The following is a 20,252-nucleotide window of genomic DNA, read 5'->3' as shown; positions in this document are numbered from 1 at the left end:
TTATTCGCCTTCGCCGTCGACATCTTTGGGAATGCCACCTGGAAGGTAGGGGCCAAGGATTTCCTTCATCACCAACGGGCTCTGGCTGGACTGGATCTGGACCACAGATTCAATAATCAATTGCTTGGTGCTTTTAAGCTGTTCGACCTTAAGGGCCAGCTTGTCGGCGACCGGAAGCGCAATCAGGTTGGCCAGAACTGCGCCATAAAAAGTGGTCAGCATCGCAATGGCCATGGCCGGGCCGATGGCATCGGGGTCTGAAAGGTTGGCCAGCATCTGCACCAGACCGACCAGTGTGCCGATCATGCCAAAGGCCGGGGCCGTATCCCCAATCCCGCGGAACATCAGTTCGCCAAGTTCGTCATTCTGGATCGATTTTTCGACCTCGCTTGAGATCGAGCTTCGAATGACTTCACCGCTATGGCCATCAACACACATGCGGATGCCGCGCGCCATGATGTCATTTTCAATCTCGACATTCTCAAGGCCCAGAAGGCCGTTCTTGCGCACCAGCGTTGAAAGTTCGATGGCCTTTTCATAGATCGACAGCGGATCTTCCTTTGGGTTCTTGAAGGCGATCCTGATCCCGATCTTCAGCGACTTGATCACATCGCGCATCGGGAATTTAATCAGTGTCGCCGCCGCCGTGCCGCCAAAAACAACCATGATGGATGGCAGGTCGACAAAGGAATCCAGGCTGCCTCCCATAAGGATGGCGCCAAAGATAACCCCCATACCGGCGACGATCCCGATAAGTGTTGCAATATCCATGATGCTTATACGTTTTCCGGCGTTATGAATTCATGCGGCAAAAGCCGGTTCGGGATCGAAAAAGTCAATCTTTCTTGCAGGCTGGCAGGCAGACAATCTGTGCTGGCGAACATCAAAACGCGGTACCCCTGATACGTGTCATGGTGTTGGCGGCTATACTTTCTGTTCCATTCCATCAAATTGGGAGGTTGCAGACGGATTTTCCATAGCAAATGGATAAAATCCGGCATAGTTCGTTCGCATGGTGCGAACAACCCACACCTACGACCGTCCCGATCGGAGTATATGCTTAGCGTGAATGGCTAGTGCATACTATACGTTTGTTAGTCGACTTTTGTCGGAGGCTCAACCCACCGGCAAGGATAGTCAGCCTAATTCAAACGATGTAATGCCAAACGTCATTTCAAGGTTCAGTTCGGGGGCTTTGCCACGATACATGCGTGCGGTTTCAAATTCGGCCTGCATGCCGTGTTCTTCAACGAGTACACTTGCAGCGTCATTAACATCGGGAATATCAAGATAGACCGGCTGATCCTGATCCTTGCGGGTGGCAAGCAGGGCGTGGAACAGGCTGCGGGCATCGTCGATATTGTCGGCAAAAAGCGGCCCGACCTTATGCCCGGTACGGCACGGCCGGATCACGCCATAGCCGCGTAAACCCATCGGCCCGCGAAGGGCCAATGCGGTATGTTTTTCCCCCGAAATCCAGCCGCGCAGAAACTCTATCCGGCTTTCGGGGAACAGGTTGCAGGTCTGTTCGAACGCGTCAATGATCGCGATATCATTGATCAGAAGTTCAAAAAGATCATCGGTTTGCGGGGTTGATGCGCTTACCACACCACCAAAACGCAAATTGCGATGGGCCAACTCAAAGCCGGATTTGCGATAGTTTTCCTGCTGATCGACAACGCCATCAAGACCGATGGTTTTGGCGACCGCTTCGCCCAGAACGGTTTCCCAAAGACGCAAACCAAGGCCCTCGCCGCGACGATCCGGGCGGCAAATATAAAAGCCGACAAATCCGTAATCCGAATTGTAATGCACGGCTGAAATCACTGCTGCCAGTCCCTGCTTGTCAAACGCGCCCCAGAATCCCAGCGGATCGGTATTGAAAAACGCATCCGCATCCGAGAATCCCGGATTCCAGCCTTCCTGTGCGGCCCAGTCAACGGCAGTGGCAAATTCAAAGGATTTCAGGCGGCGGATTTTATCGGTCATGGCGTGCTATTTCGTCTTTGTGGATCATGGACTTCCGGCCATTCATGCGTTGACGCATACATCTGACCGAGGCGGTTTGGGCCATGATGTAACATGAGCCCGCGATTGTAATGACAATAATTTTATTGAGAATGCCTATCAGTTTTATTATCAATGGAGCGCGACTTCATGCCGCCCGTAATCGCCACCGAAAGCCATTTTATGTCTGTAAAATCCGATAGCCCCCTGATTGCCAAGACCCGTATCGTGCTGTCCGGCAGTGCTGATGCCGCAAATGCGGTTGCGGCCTATTATGCGGAACACGACTGCGATGTGACGAATGATGACAACGGAGCGACGATTTTCCTGTCGGTCGGGCACCTGATTTTGCGGCCCGGTGAAAAGCACCTTGATATCGAGGTCGGATCAAAAAGCGAGGTCGGTGTCGCCCAGATGAAGGCAGCACTTATCGCCATCCTACAAAGCATCGTGCCTGAAGCCGATCTTGACTGTCGCTGGAAGGGGGCGGGGGAAAGCAATGGCAAGCTGCCGAACTTCCGCGAACTTAGCGTCATCGGGGTGACGGACCTGTCATCGCACATGCGCCGGTTGCGGCTTGCGGGCGATGATCTGAAATTTTACGACGGCGATGGCATTCACATGCGCCTTTTGATCCCGCCGCGTGGTGTGATCGAACCGCAATGGCCGACCTTGGCGCCTAATGGCATGGTGGTCTGGCCTGAAGGTGACAATGCGGTTGCGCCGCGCGTCTACACGATCCGCCGGATTGATGCCACGGCAGGATGGATCGAAGTCGACTTTGTCATACATGGCGATAATGGACCCGGTTCGGCCTTTGCGCTTAATGCGCAACCGGGTGACCGGATCGGCATGACCGGGCCGCTGGGCGGGGAATTGCCCGATGCCGACTGGTTCCTGTTTGCCGGGGACGAAACAGCCCTTCCGGCGATTGGCCGTTATCTTGAAGAACTGCCTGAACATGCCAGCGGTCATGCGGTGATCGAGGTGGAAACCTCGGCCGATATCATTGACCTGGCAACCAAAAGCCGGATCGCGATTGAATGGGTGTGCCGGGATCTGCATCCAACATCTGATGCCAGCCCTATCCGCGATGCGGTCAGCCGCATCGAAGTTCCCAAGGATGCAACCCGCGTCTATTGCTGGGCCGGGGTGGAGCAGGCGAGCTATAAATCCATCCATCAGATGTGGCGCAAGGAAGCCGGCCTTGATCGCGATCAGTGTCTCGCCATGACCTTCTGGCGCAAGACGGCCTGATCTTAGTTCATGTGCTATTGGACTGATTTGTTCCGGTCGTGCAGTTCGGGTGCGAAATGGGCGATGGCCTGATCAAGATCGACCAGAATTTCGGCAACCAGCGAATTGCTTTGTGGCTTGTTGGCCAGTTCAATTACGGCGCGGATGATATCCTGATTGGTCGGACGGGCACCGGTTGCGATGGCTTTGGCGTGATCGAACACTTGTTGACGTGCCGCAAGAAAGGCCGCGATTTCGTTGGCAGCCGTCGGATCGTTTCCAGATTGTCTGTCATGCAATGCGCGTTTCAGTGACAGGCCGGTCATATGGCTGCTGCTGGCAAACAGGGTGGCGGTGATCACGCGAAATGCCAGCGCATCCTGCGCCAGCTTCTGACGAATAACCGGATCGGTGATGACGTTCAGCGCGAAAAGATCGGCTTCTATTTCGTTATCCCGTTCCTTGTCGCCGCCATCGCCAAAATGTGATGGATCGCAATGGCGCACTTCGTGGCGCATCAGCCAGTCATAGGTCAGATTAGCGCTGCTGGCGTACTGAAGCTGATCGCCAAACCAGCCGCGCATCAGTTCAGCGAATATTTCAGTACCGCTACCCGGTGCGATCTTGGCTGGAATGAAAATCTGGCAGGGTACTGCCTGATTGTTGCCGCGGCGTCCCGATACGGTAAAGGGTGACCGTGGAAGTTTGGCAAACAGCAAATCGGCACCCTTGATGTTATCAAGGCCAAGGGTCTGATCAATGATCGACAGAAAAGCGTCGCGGTCAGCAAAGCTATGCAGGGCGACCTTTTCATAACGGTTAAGATCGCGTTCAATATCGGCAAGCATTCTTACATCCTGCGCTTTTGCAGGTAAAACCCGGCCTCCCGCCATGCCCGATAGCAGGCAGTAAATGATCAGGAGCGGCAGATAGCGACAGGATGCGAGTTTCACCATACCCATAGTATGCAGTTTTGGCAGACCGGGGGCGAGGTCAAACTGATCCGGTCTCGCGCCCTATCCCAGTTTGCGGGCCGCAGCTATCGCGCGGCGGATTTTGGCCAACCGGCGCGATGCCCGTTTAAGATCAAGTGTTGATCAGGTCAGTTTTGTCATTGGTAGGCAGACCTCCTTTACGCTTCGGCGCGCTGGCCGGTACGTTTGCGCTGTGGCCCGAACAGGCAGGCCAGCAACAGGACAATACCGGAAATCGTGGCGATCATGCCAGCCGCACTGACCGCATAGGGCGACCCGAACCAGCCGGGTCCATATCCGGCAAAGACATAACCCAGAACTGCCGAGATTACGGCCAATGCGACGCTCCAGCCGATCTGCCGGCCAAGCTGATTGGTCATCAGGCGGGCGGCGGCGGGCGGGCAGACAAACATCGCAATCACAATGATCGAGCCGACCGCGTCAAAGGCCGCAACCGCAGCAATCGCCGTTACCACGACAAGTGCAAATCCAAGAACACGGGTGCGAATGCCGATCGCCTCGGCAAAGGCGGCATCAAAGGTGGATATTTTCAGTTCTTTCCAGAACAGCGTGATGAACAGCACAATCCCCACAAGAACGACCGCCAGACGTGGCAATTGCGGTGGCAGGGTCGCCAGTGCCACCGGGTCAAGCAACGATTGCCAGCCCTCGGCATCAAACCAGATCAGGCTTTCAAGATTCCCCAAAAGCGCGTGCTGCACATCGATATGCACCGAACTGGTGTCTGTCATTTCCAGAAACAGGACACCGGCGGCAAACAGGGTGGTGAAAACCAGCCCCATGGCCGCGCCCGGTTCAACCCGGCCCAGCCGTTTGACGATTTCAATCAGGATGACGGCAACGATTGCCGCACAACCGGCCCCGATCATCATCGGGACCGCCGTAATGGTGCCGGTGACCAGAAAGGCCGCAACAATCCCGGGCAAAACCACGTGACTGATCGCATCCCCGATCAGAGCCTGCCGACGTAGCAACAGGAAGTTGCCGGGCAGTGCACAGGCAACCGCACCCAGAATACCTATCACGATTGGTGTCAGGCTGAGTTGCACAAATTCAGCACCCAGAGCGGTGATCAGATTGTCAATCATGCGGGGGCTCCGGTCTGTTCGGCAATCACGCGGTCGATTTCATCGATCTGATCCTGTGTCATCATGTCTTCAATCGGGGTCAGTCCGTCATAACGTTCAATGGCGGAATCATCGGGCAGGATACGCCGCGCCATCGCCCATCTTGCTTCGTCATGGGCGGCCTTTTGCGATGCGGTTTTACCGCGCAGGGTTGCAACCCCGTCAGGCCGTATCATGCCGGACTGACGCAGTATGCGAAGGGTAAATCCGTCATAGATCGGTTCGCGCCGTGCCAGTGCCAGAAGCCCCTGCCGACGGTGCACGCGTCGCTGGAACCGCCAATGACGCAAGGCCGATGCCAGACCGCCGCGAAGCGGTGAAAACAATGCGGAAAAGACAAAGAACCCGAACGCCACCAGAACAATGATCGGCCCGGTCGGGAGCGACGCGGCGGCGGCCGAAAACACCGCCCCGATATAACCGGCAAGTCCGCCAATGGCGGCGGCAATACCGATCATCGGTCCGACCTGATTGGTCCAGAATCGGGCGGTAACCGGCGGAATGATCAGAAGGGCAACAATCAGGATCAGCCCGACAATCTTAAGCCCGATCACGGTAACAATCAGCGCCAGTCCCATCATTGCCAGATCAATATGACGGACATTGATGCCGGTTGTTGCTGCATATTCCGGATCAAATGCCACCAGCGTCATCGGACGGCGCAGCATGAAGACAAAGGCGGTGGCAAGGGCTCCGGCAATCGCAATTGTGGTTGCCTCGCTGATCAGCATGCCAGCGGTCGATCCCAGCAGGAAGTTTTCAAGCCCGGCCTGACGCCCCGAAGACATGGTTTGAATAATCGTCAGCAAAACGATGCCAAGCCCAAAGAAAACCGACAGAACCGCCCCGATTGCGGCATCCTCGGTCAGGCGGGTCTGGCGGGTGATCCATTCGACCATCAAAAGGCCGATGCCCGATGAAATGGCCGATCCGATGATCAGGCCGGGCAACCAGCGCCCATCACCGCCAAGGGCGACCATCAACATGAAAGCAATACCAACACCGGGCAGGGTGGCGTGACTGATCGCATCAGAAACAAGGGCACGTTTACGCAGAAAAATGAACGCACCGGCACCGCCCCCGGCAAGGCCCAGCAACCCGGCCCCAACCGCGACAAGGGCGCTGTTATATCCGGCCTGAAGGAACAGGGCGTTTATGAAGTAATCAAGAAAACTCATCTGAGTGGTTCCGATGGCTTTGCCGGGACGGGCATGTGATCAGGCAAGACGCAATTCATCGATATGCGTGGTCGCCAGTCGCCCGCCATAGGTTTCCTGCAAATTGGCGGCGGTGAAGGTGGTATCGACCGGGCCTTCGGCAACGCGGCGCACATTGATCAGAAGCACGCGGTCAAAATACTCGGCAACCGTGGAAAGGTCATGATGCACGCAAACAACTGTTCTGCCTTCCGCCTTAAGGTCTTTCAGGACGGCGACAATCGCCCGCTCTGTCGCAGCATCTACCCCGGCAAAAGGTTCGTCGAGAAGGTAAAATTCGGCATTCTGTGCGAGTGCGCGCGCAAGGAAAACACGTTGCTGCTGCCCGCCGGAAAGCTGTCCGATCTGCCGGGTGGCGAAGTCGGCCATGCCGACGCGATCAAGACATTCCATGGCCTGTTCGCGGTGGCGTGCGCGCCAGAACCGAAACAGCCCGACCGATCCATAAAGCCCCATCAGGACAACATCGATGACGCGGGCGGGAAAGTCCCAGTCCACACTGGCGCGTTGGGGGACATAGGCCACCCGGTCCCGTGCCTCGTGAAATGGTTTGCCGAAAATACGGATTTCGCCAGACAGTCGGGGGATAACGCCAAGCGTCCCTTTGAGAAAGGTCGATTTACCCGCCCCGTTCGGCCCGATAATCGCAGTCATGGAACCCGCCGGGATAGAGGCATCGACGGAAAAAACCGCCGGTTTGTTGCCATAGGATACCGTAAGGCCACGCACCGTCAGTGGTGCGTCCTTGGCGGCGACATCAACGATCTTTCCGGCTTCTGCAATCAGTTCTGCGTTGCTCATGACAGTTCCTTCGGTGGCGCGGCTCAGGAGCCGGCCGCCAGTTTGCCCTGCATCCCGGTGACGGGGGCATCGCCGCCAAGCGCACGGGTAATCAGGGTCGCATTATGGTCGATCATGCCGATATAGGTGCCTTCATAGGTTCCCGGTTCTCCCATGGCATCGGAAAACAGAGTGCCGCCGATTTCAACTTTCTGCCCGCGCGCGGCAGCACCCTCTATCAGGGCACGTACATTACGCTCCGGCACGGAACTTTCAACAAAGACCGCGGCAATCTTGCGATCAACAATGGTGTCGACCAGTTCCTCGACCCGGCGCAGGCCGGCTTCGGATTCCGTTGAAATGCCCTGAATGCCCATAACCTCGAAATCATAACCGCGCCCGAAATAGCTAAACGCATCATGTGCGGTTAGCAGGACACGGCTTTTTTCCGGCACGGTTTTTGTGACCGATTGCATGTAGGTAATCAGCTTTTCGATATCGGCAATATGCTTGTCTGCATTGGCGCGATAGGTGGCCTCGCCCTCGGGATCGGTCTTGATCAGTGCATCGCGCACGGCCAGAACCACGGTTTCCCACAATTTCGGATCCATCCAGACATGCGGGTCATAACGACCTTTATATTCGGCATGGCTCAGAAGTTTCGATTTATCAATCGCTTCACCGACGGCAACGACATTGCGGCGCTTTTCCAGATCAAGGAAGAATTCCTCAAGCTGTGCTTCAAGATAAAGGCCATGCCACAAAACCAGATCTGCGCGCGCCATGGCGGCGATGTCGCTGCGTGTCTGGCGATAGGAATGCGGATCAACCCCGGGACCCATCAGGGCTGTGACCTTGGCGCGGTCGCCTGCAACCTGACGGGCGGCATCCGCGATCATGGAGGTTGTTGCGACAACATCAATCGGCTTGGCCGACGCACCTGTCACTGAGACGGCAACAAAGCTACAGACGGCAGCAAGGGCAAAACCGAAATTCCGGGCGATGCGGCGAAGCGACATGTGGGGGATCCTGTGATGCAAGTTAAAATCAGTCTGCCAATGTCCCCTGTTTATGTGTGGACTTTTAAAGTTAGTCAAGGCTAAATTGATTTTTGCACGCTATGTTGATATGAAGGCCTTGGGGATTTCAAAGGAGCTGTGAATGGGCGATCCGAATGCGCGTCATCCGCGACACAACAAGGCCGAAGTTTTTGCGCAATTGCGCGACGCCCATGCGCGCGAAGTGACCGAGGATTACGTTGAAATGATCGCCGACCTGATCGAGGAAGAGGGCGAAGCGCGATCTGTCGCCCTTGCCGAACGCTTTGGCGTGACGGCGGCGACCGTCAACAATACGATTAAGCGCCTGGAGCGTGACGGCTTTGTCACATCACGCCCATATCGCTCGATTTTCCTTACCGATCAGGGTAAAGAGCTTGCCGAGAAATGCCGCAAGCGCCACGAGATTGTCTATAATTTCCTGATCGTATTGGGCGTCGATCCCGCGATTGCTGAATTCGATGCCGAGGGGATCGAGCATCATGTGAGTGAGGAGACTTTGGCGGTTTTTGCGAGCTTTGAGAGTAAGGCGGAAAAGTTTTGATTTCTCGCACTTAGCGTGATGCGAGAAAAAAGTAACTGAGCTTGCCTGAAGATTTGCGGTTTTTGAAATCGGAAGCGCGAAAAATGGCGGAGAGGGTGGGATTCGAACCCACGGTACTATTGCTAGTACAACGGTTTTCGAGACCGCCCCGTTCGACCACTCCGGCACCTCTCCGCATGTGTGGTCTGGCGTTCGAGGCGCTGTTTAACGATCCTTAAGCCAGAATGCAAGAGGGAAAACGTATTTTCCCCGAACTCTTTTGCCGGTTGGGCCGGGCCGGGTTGGGAAACAAACCTCTGCCATGCGTCCCTGCCATGGCCAAAGCCCGGAAACGGTGCGCTTTGCGGTTGACTCTGGTGGGCGAAAAAGGTATTTCACCCGTCTCTCGCAGCGGTTCGGTTTCAGTTAGCAGCGACACCGAAGCGCGCGTGTGCGTTTCCAGAATGATTTTTCAGGAACTATATCGATGTATGCAATCATCAAAACTGGCGGCAAACAGTATAAAGTTGCTGCCAACGACGTTATCAAAGTCGAAAAGATCGCTGCCCAGGCCGGTGACACCGTGAAACTTGAAGAAGTTCTCATGGTTGCTGGCGACGGTGCGCCGAAGGTTGGTGCTCCGTTGGTCAAAGGGGCTTTTGTGAATGCAGAAGTTCTCGAACAGACCAAGGGCGACAAGGTGATCGTTTTCAAGAAAAAGCGCCGGCACAACTACCGTCGCAAAAATGGTCATCGCCAGAACCTGACTGTTCTGCGCATCACGGACATCACGGCCTAATCGGCCGGGATGCAGTTTTAGGAGAGTTTCATGGCTCATAAGAAAGCTGGTGGTAGCTCCCGTAACGGTCGCGACTCCGAAGGTCGGCGCCTCGGCGTCAAGAAATTCGGCGGCCAGACGGTTGTTGCAGGTAACATTCTCGTTCGTCAGCGTGGCACCAAGTTCCATGCAGGCGACAATGTTGGCCTGGCCAAAGACCACACCCTGTTTGCGACGGCTGGCGGCAACGTCCAGTTCAAGTCGGGCTTCAAGGGTCGTACCTATGTATGTGTCGTTCCGGCCGAGGCGTAAGCCTCCCGTCGGCTGCGCTCATCCGTAGCAAAGATTTCGAGGGAGGAATGAGCAATCATTCCTCCCTTGTTTTATGTGTTATATGAAAATTTCCCGTGCCGTCGATGCGAGGCGATCTGTTTCGAAATCGCGATCCGGCCGGGCGGAATGATTGACGGGCATCGCCCAAAGGACCGGTTATGAAGTTTCTCGACGAAGCAAAAATCCACGTACGCAGTGGCCGCGGCGGTGCCGGTGCGGTCAGCTTCCGGCGCGAAAAATTCATCGAATATGGCGGCCCGGATGGCGGCGATGGCGGGCGCGGCGGTGACGTGATCGTCGAGGCGGTTGAAAACCTCAACACCCTGATCGATTTCCGTTATCAGCAGCATTTCAAGGCCGAAATCGGCATGCACGGCATGGGGCGCAACCGGACCGGCCGTTCGGGAAACTCGATCACGATCAAGGTGCCGGTCGGAACCCAGATCCTTGAAGAAGATCGTGAAACCCTGATTGTCGATATGCTGGAACCCGGGCAAACCTTTGTTCTGTGCCGGGGCGGTGATGGCGGCCGGGGCAACACTCATTTCAAATCCTCCACCAACCAGGCACCGCGCCGTGCCGAAGAAGGCTGGCCGAACGAGGAAATGTCGGTCTGGCTGCGCCTCAAACTGATTGCAGATGCCGGTCTGGTCGGTCTGCCCAATGTGGGGAAATCCACCTTCCTTGCAGCGTCATCCAGCGCACGTCCGAAAATCGCCGATTATCCCTTCACCACCCTGCATCCGCAGCTGGGCGTGGTTGAAATCGATGATCATGAATTCGTTTTGGCCGATATTCCGGGCCTGATCGAAGGCGCATCCGAGGGTAAGGGCATCGGGACCCGGTTCCTGGGCCATATCGAACGCTGCGAAGTTCTGCTGCATCTGATCGATTGCGCGGACGAGGACCCGATCGCGACCTATCGCACTGTTCGCGAAGAGCTTGAAAGCTATGCCGACGTCCTCATAGACAAGCCCGAAATCGTCGCCCTTTCCAAGGCCGATCAGCTTCTGCCGGAAATGGTCGAGGAACAGCGTGAAATCCTTGAAAAAGGGATCGGCAAGAAAGTCTTTATCGTGTCTGGCGCCACCCAGCAGGGGGTCAAGGAAGTTCATCGCGAACTGCGCCGCCACATTGTCGAAGAGCGCGAGCACCGTGCGATGGAGGGCCGCGAAGATGAGGGCTTCCAACCGTGAGCCTTGCGGACGCAAAACGCCTGATCATCAAGGTCGGTTCTGCCCTTCTGGTCGATGAAAATACCGGCAAGCTTCGCCGTGCCTGGCTCGAAGCACTTGCCGATGACGTCGCACTTCTGCGCGAACGCGGGGTCGAGGTCATCGTGGTTTCAAGTGGCGCGATCGCCATGGGGCGGCGTTTGCTGGGGCTTGATCACCGCACCATCAGCCTTGCCGATAAGCAGGCCGCTGCCGCCACCGGCCAGATCAGCCTGTCGCAGGTCTGGCAGGAAGCATTGGGTCGTAACGGCCTGATCATGGCGCAGGTTCTGGTGACGCTTGAGGATATGGAAAGCCGCCGCCGTTACCTGAATGCGCGCGGGACGTTAAATGCCCTGTTGGCACGCGGGGCTGTGCCGCTGATCAATGAAAACGATACGGTTGCCACCGAAGAAATCCGCTTTGGCGATAATGATCGCCTTGGTGCCAAGGTTGCCCACATGATTTCGGCCGATACGCTGGTATTGCTGTCCGATATCGATGGGCTGTATACCGCCGATCCGCGCAAGAACCCGGATGCGACCCTGATCCCGACGGTGCGTGAACTGACACCCGAAATCATGGACATGGCCGGTGCCGCGCCGACGATGTATAGCTCCGGCGGCATGGTGACCAAATTGCAGGCCGCCGAAATCGCGATGAAGGCCGGATGCCGCATGATGATCGCGCGCGGCACCATCTATCATCCGCTAAAGGCGCAGCTCGAAGGCGGACCCCATACCCTGTTTCTGCCAAGTGAAAGCCCGCTTGCGGCACGTCGCCACTGGATCGCAACGTCGCTTTCGGCACGCGGGGCCATCATTGTTGATGGCGGTGCGGCAAAGGCATTGCGGGCGGGCAAAAACCTGCTGGCGGCGGGGATTGCCGGTGTTGATGGCAGCTTCAAGCACGGTGATGCGGTGCGCATCCTTGATGCCGAGGGCAATGAAATCGCGCGTGGCATTACATCCTATTCGGCCGAGGAAACCCGGTTGATCAAAGGCCATTCCTCGCAGGAAATCGAAACCGCCTTGGGATATAGCCGTGGCAACGCGGTTATTCATTCCGACGATCTGGTGATCGCCGATCAATAGAGTTCGGTTGCGGGATTTGCGACAAAGGGGTAGCCATCGGCTGCCCCTATTTTGCGTCTGGATGATAGAAGGACTGCATGCGGACGTTTTCCGGGGCCAGGATGCCGTGTCCGGCAATTACCTGACCCATCTGAAGGATAATCCCACTTCCCTGTCCAACCCCCTTTAAAACCGCACCACGTTCATCGGCAATCGGGTGGCGAAATGATCCGCCTGCACCAAGCTGTGCATCGCGGACAATAATATTGCCAAGGATCTGGCTGCCATCACCCAGAACGGATAAGCCTGAAATCTGGATTGACCCGCGATAACGACCGTCTGATCCGATAGTGATCGCCGCACCGGGCTGGTTGGTGGCAACATGAACGCAACCTTCGCCAAACAGATTGCCATCGCCGATCGTGATAGGTCCTGTCTGGGCATCAATCATCGTGTTGGCGTAAAACGTATTTCGGCTGCCAATCTCAAGGATCGCGGGGGAGGTGGCATCAAGCCGGACGGCAGGATGGAAAATGTTGTCGCGCCCGATCTCGGCATGGATGCTGATCAGGATTGAAAACGGATCAAGGATGACATTGCCGGCCCTTGTCAGCGCTATAAGGGCTGATATCGAAAGATAGCCAAGTTTGCTGCGTTGCTCGTCGATCAGATCGATCAGGCCGGATTGCGTGATATCGCCTGTCATGCGGTTTGCCCCTGTCTTGGTCTTGCCGTGACGCTATCACAAAAATCGTGCCTGTGATCAGCCACAAAAAAAGGCTGCCATGGAAGGCAGCCTGATTTTTGCAGCAATGCTGAAGATCGCAGTGATCAGGCTTAGGCAGCCTGATCGGCCAGTGCGCGTGCCATCTGGCTCAGCGCTTCCTGGTGTTTTTCGTGCTTGATGCTCGCAAAGTTGCGCGCCAGTTCAAGGCACATGCGCTGACGCGCATTAAGTTCGGTTTCCTGGTTGCCGTCGAGACCTTCGTAGAAGTAGCTGACAGGAACGCCCAGGACCTGGGAGATTTCGTAAAGACGACCGGCAGAAATGCGGTTGATGCCGCGCTCGTATTTGTGAGCCTGCTGGTAGGTAACACCGATCAGATCGGCCATCTGCTGCTGGGACAGACCCAGCATGATGCGACGTTCGCGAATACGCTGACCGACATAACGGTCCGTATCTGTTGCGCGATTAGCGCGTTTCGGTTCTTCGTTTGATACAATCTCAGTCATTGCATATTTTTCCGTTATCAACCGCCAGTTATTTATTCCCACTCGGGACGCTGTCAGGCTTGTTAATTTCGCCTATTAATCACAATCAGGTTGACCCGGTTTGAAAGCCTTCTGCTTGCAAGAAATATCTGAACTTTGGTCAGATAGGAGTCTCAGCGATCCGCCAGAAGCTAGCTATATAGGTCAATTCGCCTGTCGTTGTCTAGTGCGTTAGGCGAAAAAAAGACATGGCTTTCTGAGCCGTAAGGTGTGGAATGACGTGCATAGCTGGCATGCAATTCCTGAATGACCGCAGGTTGCAAAAGGTTTTCCTGAGGTAGGAGCTGGCCCAAAAGCTGCGCCCAAAATGCTGCACTGCCCCCAGGATCATGGGGTTCAAGCCATGCGCCACCGTTCTGCGCGATTTCCCGTACAGGCGAAACCAGTGCAGTGATATCCATCCCGATCCCGGCAGGGCCGTCTGTTCCACTACTTGCAGCGTCGGGCCTGCGGGCCGGGTGCAAGGGGATCGGTGTGATCGCTGTCATGTCATTTTGCGGTTTTATGCGTTTAACCGGGGTATTTAACTGGTCTTATGCAAGGGACTCCATTCAAGGGGGCGTAAACCCGGCAAAAATTGCCGCCTTGCGACAGGTGCCGGGCGGTGAAAAACGTTAATGAAAAGTTTATGCAGGAATGATGCCGCGAGACATGCGGGCAAAAACAAAAAAGCCCCGGAAAATCCGGAGCTTTCTGCGTGATGCTTTGAAATGAACGGGTTTGGGGCCGTTTACTTGCTGGCCTTGTTGTTGACCAGGCTGTTGAGCTGCGCCTGCATCGCTTCAAGCTGGCTTTTCAGGTCATCAAGGGATGCGTCATTTTTTGCCGGTTTGCCGGTCTGGGCTGCATCGGCTTTCCCGTTGGCCTTGTCGGCCTCTTCCTGAAGGAAGGGCGAAAACATCTTCATGGTCTGCTCAAACAACGCCATGTTCTGCTTGTTCATTTCCTCGAACTGGCCGAACGGGAAAATGCCCTGCATCGTGCCCTGCATATATTCGCGCATCTGTTCCTGATTATGCGCAAACGAACGCATCGCCTGTTCCAGATAGCTCGGTACCAGACCCTGAAGGCTGTCGCCATAGAACCCGATCAATTGGCGCAGGAAGCTGATCGGCAGCAGGTTCTGCCCCTTGTTCTCTTCCTCGACAATAATCTGTGTCAGGACCGGACGGGTGATATCCTCGCCGGTCTTGGCGTCATAAACGACGAAATCGGTATTGTCCTTGACCATCTGCGACAGGTGGTCAAGCGTCACATACGAACTGGTCGCAGTGTTGTAGAGGCGGCGGTTCGCGTATTTCTTGATAACGACGCGATCCTGATCATCTGATTTTTTCGTGGTCATGACGTTATTCCCTGCTTCCCTGTTTCCCGGACGTTTGGCTTGGGCAGTGCGGTATGAAATACCTTGTTTGCGTTTGCACAAATTTGAATGTTGCGCAGCATTTTGAATTTTGCGCCTGCTCAAGCGTGCATAAGAGTGCCGTGTAATTTCCAATGTGTCCAGTGTTCAACGCGATGTGCGCTGCGAAAAACAACCTCTGGTCCCGGTTGCTGCCACGCAGCAATGGATTTCGTTTTCGTGCAGGCCCGAACCCCCTATAGTATTTGCCAGTCACAAGGCGCATGTCATCTGCGTGATCCGTATCAGAACCGGGGGAAGCAACATTGTCCGACACAGGGGCGAAAAAGGATCAGGATCCCGACGATCTGCCCAATGACAACCTCGAGGATGAACTTGACGATCATCTTGATCATCTGGCCCAGCAGTTCATGGACCTTTGGCGCGAACAGGTTGCCGCAACGGCCGATGGTGCCGACGCGGCGAGCGCCATCGGGCGGCTTTATGCATCGCTCGGGGCTGATACATCGCGGATCGGCGAGGGGTTCGAGGCATGGGGCAAGCTGATCGGGCAACTGGCAACCGGCCAGAAACCTGGGGCTTTTCCCGGCGCTGTTCCGGACGGTTTTCCGGGTATGACAGCGGGTATGATGCCCGAAACGATCCCGGAAATGATGAAGGGCACGCCGATGGACCCGGCAGCTAACCCGATGGCGGCCATGTTCAATCAGATGTCAAAAATGGCAATACCCGGTTTTCCACCCGGCGGGCCTTTTCCGCCAAATATGGCGACGATGGCCGGAATGACGGGCGCAACCAGCGCCGATGAAACGTCCCATCCGGACGCAGACGCCAAAGATGCCGATACGGCCAAGGCCGCTGCAGGCAGGATAGACAAGACAGGCCAAAGCAAGAAAACGGGGCAGGGAAAAAATGAGCGCGCAAAACCGACAGCAGACAAACCCGCCGAAAAGGGCAAGCAATCGTCGCGCGGGACCAAGGCCGCTGGCGATGCATCTGGCGGTCGAGATGACGAGCTGGCTCAGCTCGCGCGCCGCATTGCCGATCTTCAGGAAACAATTTCTGCCCTGGAGGCCGGAACTGCAGGAGCAGGCGAAGAAGCTCCTGAGCGAGATGGAAAACCATCACCCTGACGATATCGCGCAGGCCCTTGATCGTGTCGCCTTTGCTAGCCAGTCGGCCTTTCATGACGGTGTGCGCGCCTATCAGAAACATGGCTATAAACGCGGGGCTGATGATGCGCCGGTGATCTGGGAAGATGGTGCAACCCGCATTCTTGATTACGGTGCGGTCGAAGATGCCAAGCCCAAAAGCCCGCTTGGCATTGTCGTGCTGGTGCCGTCGCTGGTGAACCGCGGCTATATCCTTGATCTGAACAAAAAACGCAGCTTCGCCCGTTTTCTGGCCAAGGCCGGATACCGGCCGCTTCTGGTCGATTGGGGCTATCCCGGCGAAGAAGAAGTCAATTACGGTCTTGATGATTACATCGCCGGTCGTCTGGTCACCGCCCTTCAGGATATCGCCGATATGAATGGTGGGCCGGTGCCAATGATCGGCTATTGCATGGGGGGCGTGCTGGCCCTGGCCGCGACCCTTCTTGATCCCGCGCAGGTATCGCGTCTGGTGCTGTTGGCGACACCTTGGGATTTCATGGCGGCTGGCCCGACACAGGGGCGCATTGCCGCGGCCTTTGCGCCGTCTTTGCCCCATATGCTGTCGATCCATGACAGCCTGCCGGTCGATGTGCTGCAAAGCCTGTTTGCAAGCCTTGACCCGTTCATGATCGGGGAAAAGTTCCGCCGCTTTGCCTCCATCCCGGCCAATTCGGCCAAGGCCGATGATTTTGTCGCCCTTGAAGACTGGCTGAATGACGGTGTGCCACTGACCCGCCGGGTGGCGATTGATTGCCTGATCGGCTGGTATGTGGAAAACAAACCGGCCAAGGGCGAATGGCAGATCGACGGCATTGATATCAACCCGGCCGATATTAGCTGCCCGACACTTGCCGTCATCCCGGAAAATGACCGGATCGTCCCGCCCGAAAGCGCGCAGGCCCTTTTCGCGGCCCTGCCCGAAGATATGCGAACCGAATTGCATCCATCGGCCGGTCATATCGGCATGATGGTCGGATCGCGCGCGGAAAAATCCACATGGGTACCGATGCTCGATTGGCTGGCGGAAACGAAGTAATCAGGAACCGGTTTCGGGTGCCGCCACCGGGGCGGTTTGCCAACGCAGCGTCAGGCGTGCAAGGGCGGCAATGATCAGCAATGTCAAGATCACCCGCCCGACCAGAACGACCCAGATATCTGCACCAAGGGCCAGCATGATCGCCGTATCCTCTATCAGCGAATGCGACAGCGACAGCCAGCTTAGCGACAGAAAAAGGGTGCGCGGCGGGAAGTTCTTTTTGCGTGCCTCGTCAATGATCAGCGCCCCGCCATAGGTCAGGCCCAGCAACACCCCAATGGTCGTGACCGGTGCCACATCGCGTGACAGACCCGACACCCGCAGGATCGGCATCATGCCGCGTGTAATGCGGTCGGTAATGCCGGTTTTTTCAAGGATATCCAGCAGCACAAGCAATCCGACAATCACTGCAAAGCTGACAACAAGCGATTTGACTGTCTGGATGGTCCAGTCGATCCAGCCTTCAAGGCCAGTGGCTGCGATAACGGTTTCACCGCCGGCCATCCATGAAAAATCAACCGGTTCGGAAAGCCATCCGGTGGTGTCGCTGATCCATGTGACCAGTGCGGCGTAAAATACCGCCGTGCCAAGCCGAAGTGCAGTCGTCGCAACAAAGCTGGCCCCGGCCCTTTTGACAATTGCCTGCTCGACCGGAAGCCCATGGGCAAACAGCATCATCGCGCAAAGCGCACTGAGCTGCGCCGCTGTCATATCCAGATGGGCGGATAACCCGATAAACGCCCCGACCGCGCCATATATACTGACCAGTGCACAAGTCGCCCAGATCAGGCCAGCTTCGGGTGGCAACCCGATCAGGCTCATGACAGGTGACAGCAGGTCGGAGGCAAAGGCAACCGCGCCGAATTCATCGGCGATGCGCACAATGATCATCACCGGCAACATGACCTTGATCAGGGTGATGAACAAACGCTGGCTGCGGTTTAGCAAATTCAGGAAATAGCGATGCATGGGGCGCGAGGTTCCGGGCTTCTTGGGTGGTACGCGGGTCATATGTGGGGCATTCGTTTAACGATGCGCATCCTCGCATAACCACCATATTATTACGCGGCGAAATTACGTGCTTTTGTGCAATAATACGGCGTAGTTTTATCACTTGGCGCTTCGGAGTTGCAGATATTGGCCGACCTTGACCGTATTGATACCAAAATCCTTCGAATATTGCAGGAAAACGCGGATATCGCGAATGCAACCCTTGCCGATCATGTTGGCCTGTCGCCCTCGGCCTGTTTGCGCCGTGTCGCCAAACTGCGCGAATCTGGGGTCATTCGCAAAACTGTCGCCGTGATTGATCCGGCGCTGGTCGGGCGGCCACTGACTGCGGTGATCAATCTGGAATTTCATCGCCATGGCAACCGCTACCGGCAGGACTTCATCAAAAAAGTCCGCACCCTTGATGCCGTTCGGCAATGCTACCTTGTCACTGGCGAGGTGACCGGTGTTCTGGTCCTGCATATGCGCGACATGGCGGAATATACCGCCCTTTGCGAAACCCTGTTTGACGCGGACGACAATATCGTCTGGTACCGCACCTATATCGCGACCGAGATATTAAAGGATGAAGTCGGGGTTGCGTTATAGCCGTTTCAGGCAAACTATGAGGATAACGGATCTGCGCGGATTTGCCCGGCCCATACACCCGGAAACAAAACTGTCCGAAAGTGGTGCGTATCAATGCTTGGCTTTTTGTTGCGTCGCGATAAGATCGTAGGCGGATTGCAGGTCCGATCAGCAGGATCGTCAGGGTCCGGGGAAAAACGTATTCAAGATATAATCGGAGGGTTTCATGACAGACGTCGTAATTGTGGGTGCAGCACGCACACCGATCGGCGCTTTTAGCGGTTCGCTGGCCAATACCCCAGCACACGAGCTTGGCGCTGTTGCCATCAAGGCGGCTCTGGAACGTTCCGGTGTCGAGGCGGATGCCGTAAACGAAGTCATTTTCGGTCAGGTTCTGACCGGTGGGGCCGGACAGAACCCGGCACGCCAAGCGGCCATCGCGGCGGGTATCCCCGATAGCGCAACCGCCTTTGTCATCAACCAGGTTTGTGGTTCGGGCCTTCGCACCGTTGCCCTTGCCGCCCAGCAGATTATGGCGGGTGACGCCAAAATCGTTGTCGCCGGTGGTCAGGAAAACATGTCCATGTCACCGCATGTCGCCAATCTGCGCGCCGGTCACAAGATGGGCGATGTCAAATTCATCGACAGCATGATCAAGGATGGCCTGTGGTGTGCTTTCAACGGCTATCACATGGGCAATACCGCGGAAAACATCGCCAATAAATGGCAGATCACCCGCGAAGATCAGGATGCCTTCGCGACCGCGTCCCAGAACAAGGCCGAAGCCGCCCAGAAATCCGGTCGCTTCAATGATGAAATCGCCCCCGTCACCCTTTCCTCGCGCAAGGGTGATGTGATCTTCGATGCCGATGAATATCCGCGCCACGGTGCATCCATCGAAGGCATGGCAAAGCTCCGCCCGGCGTTTGACAAGGAAGGCACGGTAACCGCGGGTAACGCATCGGGCATCAATGATGGGGCCGCTGCCCTGATTGTCATGTCGGCCGATGAAGCCGCCAAACGCGGCCTGACGCCGCTTGCGACGATCAAAAGCTGGGCGACTGCCGGTGTTGATCCGGCCGTCATGGGCTCCGGCCCGATCCCGGCATCGCGCAAGGCTCTTGAAAAGGCTGGCTGGTCGGTTGGTGATCTTGACCTGATCGAAGCCAACGAAGCCTTTGCCGCACAGGCAATTGCGGTCAACCGCGACATGGGCTGGGATACCGATAAGGTCAATGTCAATGGCGGGGCGATTGCCCTTGGCCATCCGATCGGTGCATCAGGCGCACGTGTCTTTACCACCCTGCTTTACGAAATGCAGAAACGCGATGCCAAAAAAGGCCTTGCGACATTGTGCATTGGCGGCGGCATGGGGGTCGCACTGTGCGTCGAACGCTGATCGCTTCGAACCATCTGATTGGATGAAACGTGCAGGGCGGCCTCCTTTGGGGGCTGCCCTGTTTGTTTATCCGAGGACGCAGATGAAATTCGACCAAAGTTCACGCATT

At 56.2% G+C, this 20,252-nt stretch carries 22 protein-coding genes and 1 tRNA gene; 10 read left to right on the top strand and 13 right to left on the bottom strand.

The features are described 5' to 3' along the window. Both TH468_RS17810 and TH468_RS17805 read right to left on the bottom strand, forming a co-directional pair. Positions 1-771, bottom strand: coding sequence for a motility protein A (locus TH468_RS17810; RefSeq protein ID WP_085645895.1), 771 nt, complete (start codon positions 769-771; stop codon positions 1-3). 366 nt (positions 772-1,137) lie between these two features. After that, on the bottom strand, positions 1,138-1,989 hold the full coding sequence (locus TH468_RS17805; RefSeq protein WP_085645894.1) for a GNAT family N-acetyltransferase: 852 nt from the start codon (positions 1,987-1,989) through the stop codon (positions 1,138-1,140). 201 nt (positions 1,990-2,190) lie between these two features. Between TH468_RS17805 and TH468_RS17800 the strand changes: the two genes are divergently transcribed. Next, positions 2,191-3,264: a siderophore-interacting protein gene (locus TH468_RS17800; protein ID WP_085645936.1), complete on the top strand. Its 1,074-nt coding sequence runs from the start codon at positions 2,191-2,193 to the stop codon at positions 3,262-3,264. A gap of 14 nt (positions 3,265-3,278) precedes the next feature. On the opposite strand, the gene TH468_RS17795 is transcribed toward TH468_RS17800, so the two are convergent. The 5 genes from TH468_RS17795 to TH468_RS17775 form a co-directional block, all read right to left on the bottom strand. Then, positions 3,279-4,091, bottom strand: a complete 813-nt coding sequence (locus TH468_RS17795) for a hypothetical protein (RefSeq protein ID WP_139834754.1) — start codon at positions 4,089-4,091, stop codon at positions 3,279-3,281. A 284-nt stretch (positions 4,092-4,375) separates the two neighbouring features. Beyond that, a complete protein-coding gene (locus TH468_RS17790) occupies positions 4,376-5,326 on the bottom strand; it encodes a metal ABC transporter permease (RefSeq protein ID WP_085645892.1) in 951 nt (316 codons plus the stop codon). Next, a complete protein-coding gene (locus TH468_RS17785; protein ID WP_085645891.1) occupies positions 5,323-6,543 on the bottom strand; it encodes a metal ABC transporter permease in 1,221 nt (406 codons plus the stop codon). The genes TH468_RS17790 and TH468_RS17785 overlap by 4 nt, the downstream gene beginning before the upstream one ends. A 39-nt stretch (positions 6,544-6,582) precedes the next feature. Further along, on the bottom strand, positions 6,583-7,383 hold the full coding sequence (locus TH468_RS17780) for a metal ABC transporter ATP-binding protein (protein WP_085645890.1): 801 nt from the start codon (positions 7,381-7,383) through the stop codon (positions 6,583-6,585). Positions 7,384-7,406: 23 nt separating this feature from the next. Further along, positions 7,407-8,381 (bottom strand): metal ABC transporter solute-binding protein, Zn/Mn family, encoded by a 975-nt coding sequence (locus tag TH468_RS17775; RefSeq protein WP_085645889.1) that lies wholly within the window; start codon positions 8,379-8,381, stop codon positions 7,407-7,409. A gap of 142 nt (positions 8,382-8,523) precedes the next feature. Here TH468_RS17775 and mntR point away from each other — a divergent pair, with 142 nt between their 5' ends. Then, entirely contained in the window at positions 8,524-8,964 is a 441-nt protein-coding gene (gene mntR, locus TH468_RS17770) for a manganese-binding transcriptional regulator MntR (RefSeq protein WP_085645888.1), read from the top strand. Between the two features lie 84 nt (positions 8,965-9,048). On the opposite strand, the gene TH468_RS17765 is transcribed toward mntR, so the two are convergent. Continuing rightward, positions 9,049-9,138: transfer RNA gene (locus tag TH468_RS17765), tRNA-Ser, on the bottom strand. A 292-nt stretch (positions 9,139-9,430) separates the two neighbouring features. Here TH468_RS17765 and rplU point away from each other — a divergent pair. The 4 genes from rplU to proB all read left to right on the top strand — a co-directional run bounded on the left by rplU (position 9,431) and on the right by proB (position 12,362). Next, positions 9,431-9,742, top strand: coding sequence for a 50S ribosomal protein L21 (rplU, locus tag TH468_RS17760; protein ID WP_007090142.1), 312 nt, complete (start codon positions 9,431-9,433; stop codon positions 9,740-9,742). A gap of 30 nt (positions 9,743-9,772) precedes the next feature. Further along, positions 9,773-10,033, top strand: coding sequence for a 50S ribosomal protein L27 (gene rpmA, locus TH468_RS17755; protein ID WP_007090141.1), 261 nt, complete (start codon positions 9,773-9,775; stop codon positions 10,031-10,033). 179 nt (positions 10,034-10,212) lie between these two features. Beyond that, the gene (gene obgE / locus TH468_RS17750) at positions 10,213-11,250 is read left to right on the top strand and encodes a GTPase ObgE (protein WP_085645887.1); all 1,038 of its coding nucleotides are present in this window, start codon (positions 10,213-10,215) and stop codon (positions 11,248-11,250) included. Beyond that, on the top strand, positions 11,247-12,362 hold the full coding sequence (gene proB / locus TH468_RS17745) for a glutamate 5-kinase (protein WP_062948127.1): 1,116 nt from the start codon (positions 11,247-11,249) through the stop codon (positions 12,360-12,362). Before obgE ends, proB begins: the two co-directional genes overlap by 4 nt. Positions 12,363-12,408: 46 nt before the next feature. On the opposite strand, the gene TH468_RS17740 is transcribed toward proB, so the two are convergent. From TH468_RS17740 to phaR, 4 genes are all read right to left on the bottom strand, one after another. After that, positions 12,409-13,047 (bottom strand): hypothetical protein, encoded by a 639-nt coding sequence (locus tag TH468_RS17740; protein ID WP_085645886.1) that lies wholly within the window; start codon positions 13,045-13,047, stop codon positions 12,409-12,411. Positions 13,048-13,178: 131 nt separating this feature from the next. Further along, the gene (locus tag TH468_RS17735; RefSeq protein ID WP_007090137.1) at positions 13,179-13,574 is read right to left on the bottom strand and encodes a helix-turn-helix domain-containing protein; all 396 of its coding nucleotides are present in this window, start codon (positions 13,572-13,574) and stop codon (positions 13,179-13,181) included. Positions 13,575-13,744: 170 nt separating this feature from the next. Continuing rightward, complete coding sequence (locus tag TH468_RS17730) at positions 13,745-14,101, bottom strand: hypothetical protein (RefSeq protein WP_065701738.1); 357 nt, start codon at positions 14,099-14,101, stop codon at positions 13,745-13,747. Positions 14,102-14,343: 242 nt separating this feature from the next. Then, positions 14,344-14,958 carry a polyhydroxyalkanoate synthesis repressor PhaR gene (phaR, locus tag TH468_RS17725; protein WP_062948121.1) on the bottom strand — a complete coding sequence of 205 codons (615 nt, stop codon included), beginning with the start codon at positions 14,956-14,958 and terminating at the stop codon, positions 14,344-14,346. Between the two features lie 323 nt (positions 14,959-15,281). On the opposite strand from phaR, the gene TH468_RS17720 reads away from it, so the two are divergent. Both TH468_RS17720 and TH468_RS17715 read left to right on the top strand, forming a co-directional pair. Next, the gene (locus TH468_RS17720; RefSeq protein ID WP_085645885.1) at positions 15,282-16,109 is read left to right on the top strand and encodes a hypothetical protein; all 828 of its coding nucleotides are present in this window, start codon (positions 15,282-15,284) and stop codon (positions 16,107-16,109) included. After that, positions 16,090-17,166 (top strand): alpha/beta fold hydrolase, encoded by a 1,077-nt coding sequence (locus tag TH468_RS17715; RefSeq protein WP_085645884.1) that lies wholly within the window; start codon positions 16,090-16,092, stop codon positions 17,164-17,166. Before TH468_RS17720 ends, TH468_RS17715 begins: the two co-directional genes overlap by 20 nt. On the opposite strand, the gene TH468_RS17710 is transcribed toward TH468_RS17715, so the two are convergent. Next, positions 17,167-18,177 carry a nucleoside recognition domain-containing protein gene (locus tag TH468_RS17710; RefSeq protein ID WP_246832376.1) on the bottom strand — a complete coding sequence of 337 codons (1,011 nt, stop codon included), beginning with the start codon at positions 18,175-18,177 and terminating at the stop codon, positions 17,167-17,169. 126 nt (positions 18,178-18,303) lie between these two features. Between TH468_RS17710 and TH468_RS17705 the strand changes: the two genes are divergently transcribed. Both TH468_RS17705 and TH468_RS17700 read left to right on the top strand, forming a co-directional pair. After that, complete coding sequence (locus tag TH468_RS17705) at positions 18,304-18,765, top strand: Lrp/AsnC family transcriptional regulator (protein ID WP_085645883.1); 462 nt, start codon at positions 18,304-18,306, stop codon at positions 18,763-18,765. Positions 18,766-18,970: 205 nt separating this feature from the next. Beyond that, positions 18,971-20,143 (top strand): acetyl-CoA C-acetyltransferase, encoded by a 1,173-nt coding sequence (locus TH468_RS17700; protein ID WP_062960838.1) that lies wholly within the window; start codon positions 18,971-18,973, stop codon positions 20,141-20,143. Positions 20,144-20,252: the final 109 nt, after the last annotated feature.

This window comes from Thalassospira sp. MCCC 1A03138 (assembly GCF_002115785.1).
Lineage (GTDB): Bacteria > Pseudomonadota > Alphaproteobacteria > Rhodospirillales > Thalassospiraceae > Thalassospira.
Note: the sequence above shows the minus strand (reverse complement) of the source record. Positions and strands in the feature narration are given on the sequence as shown.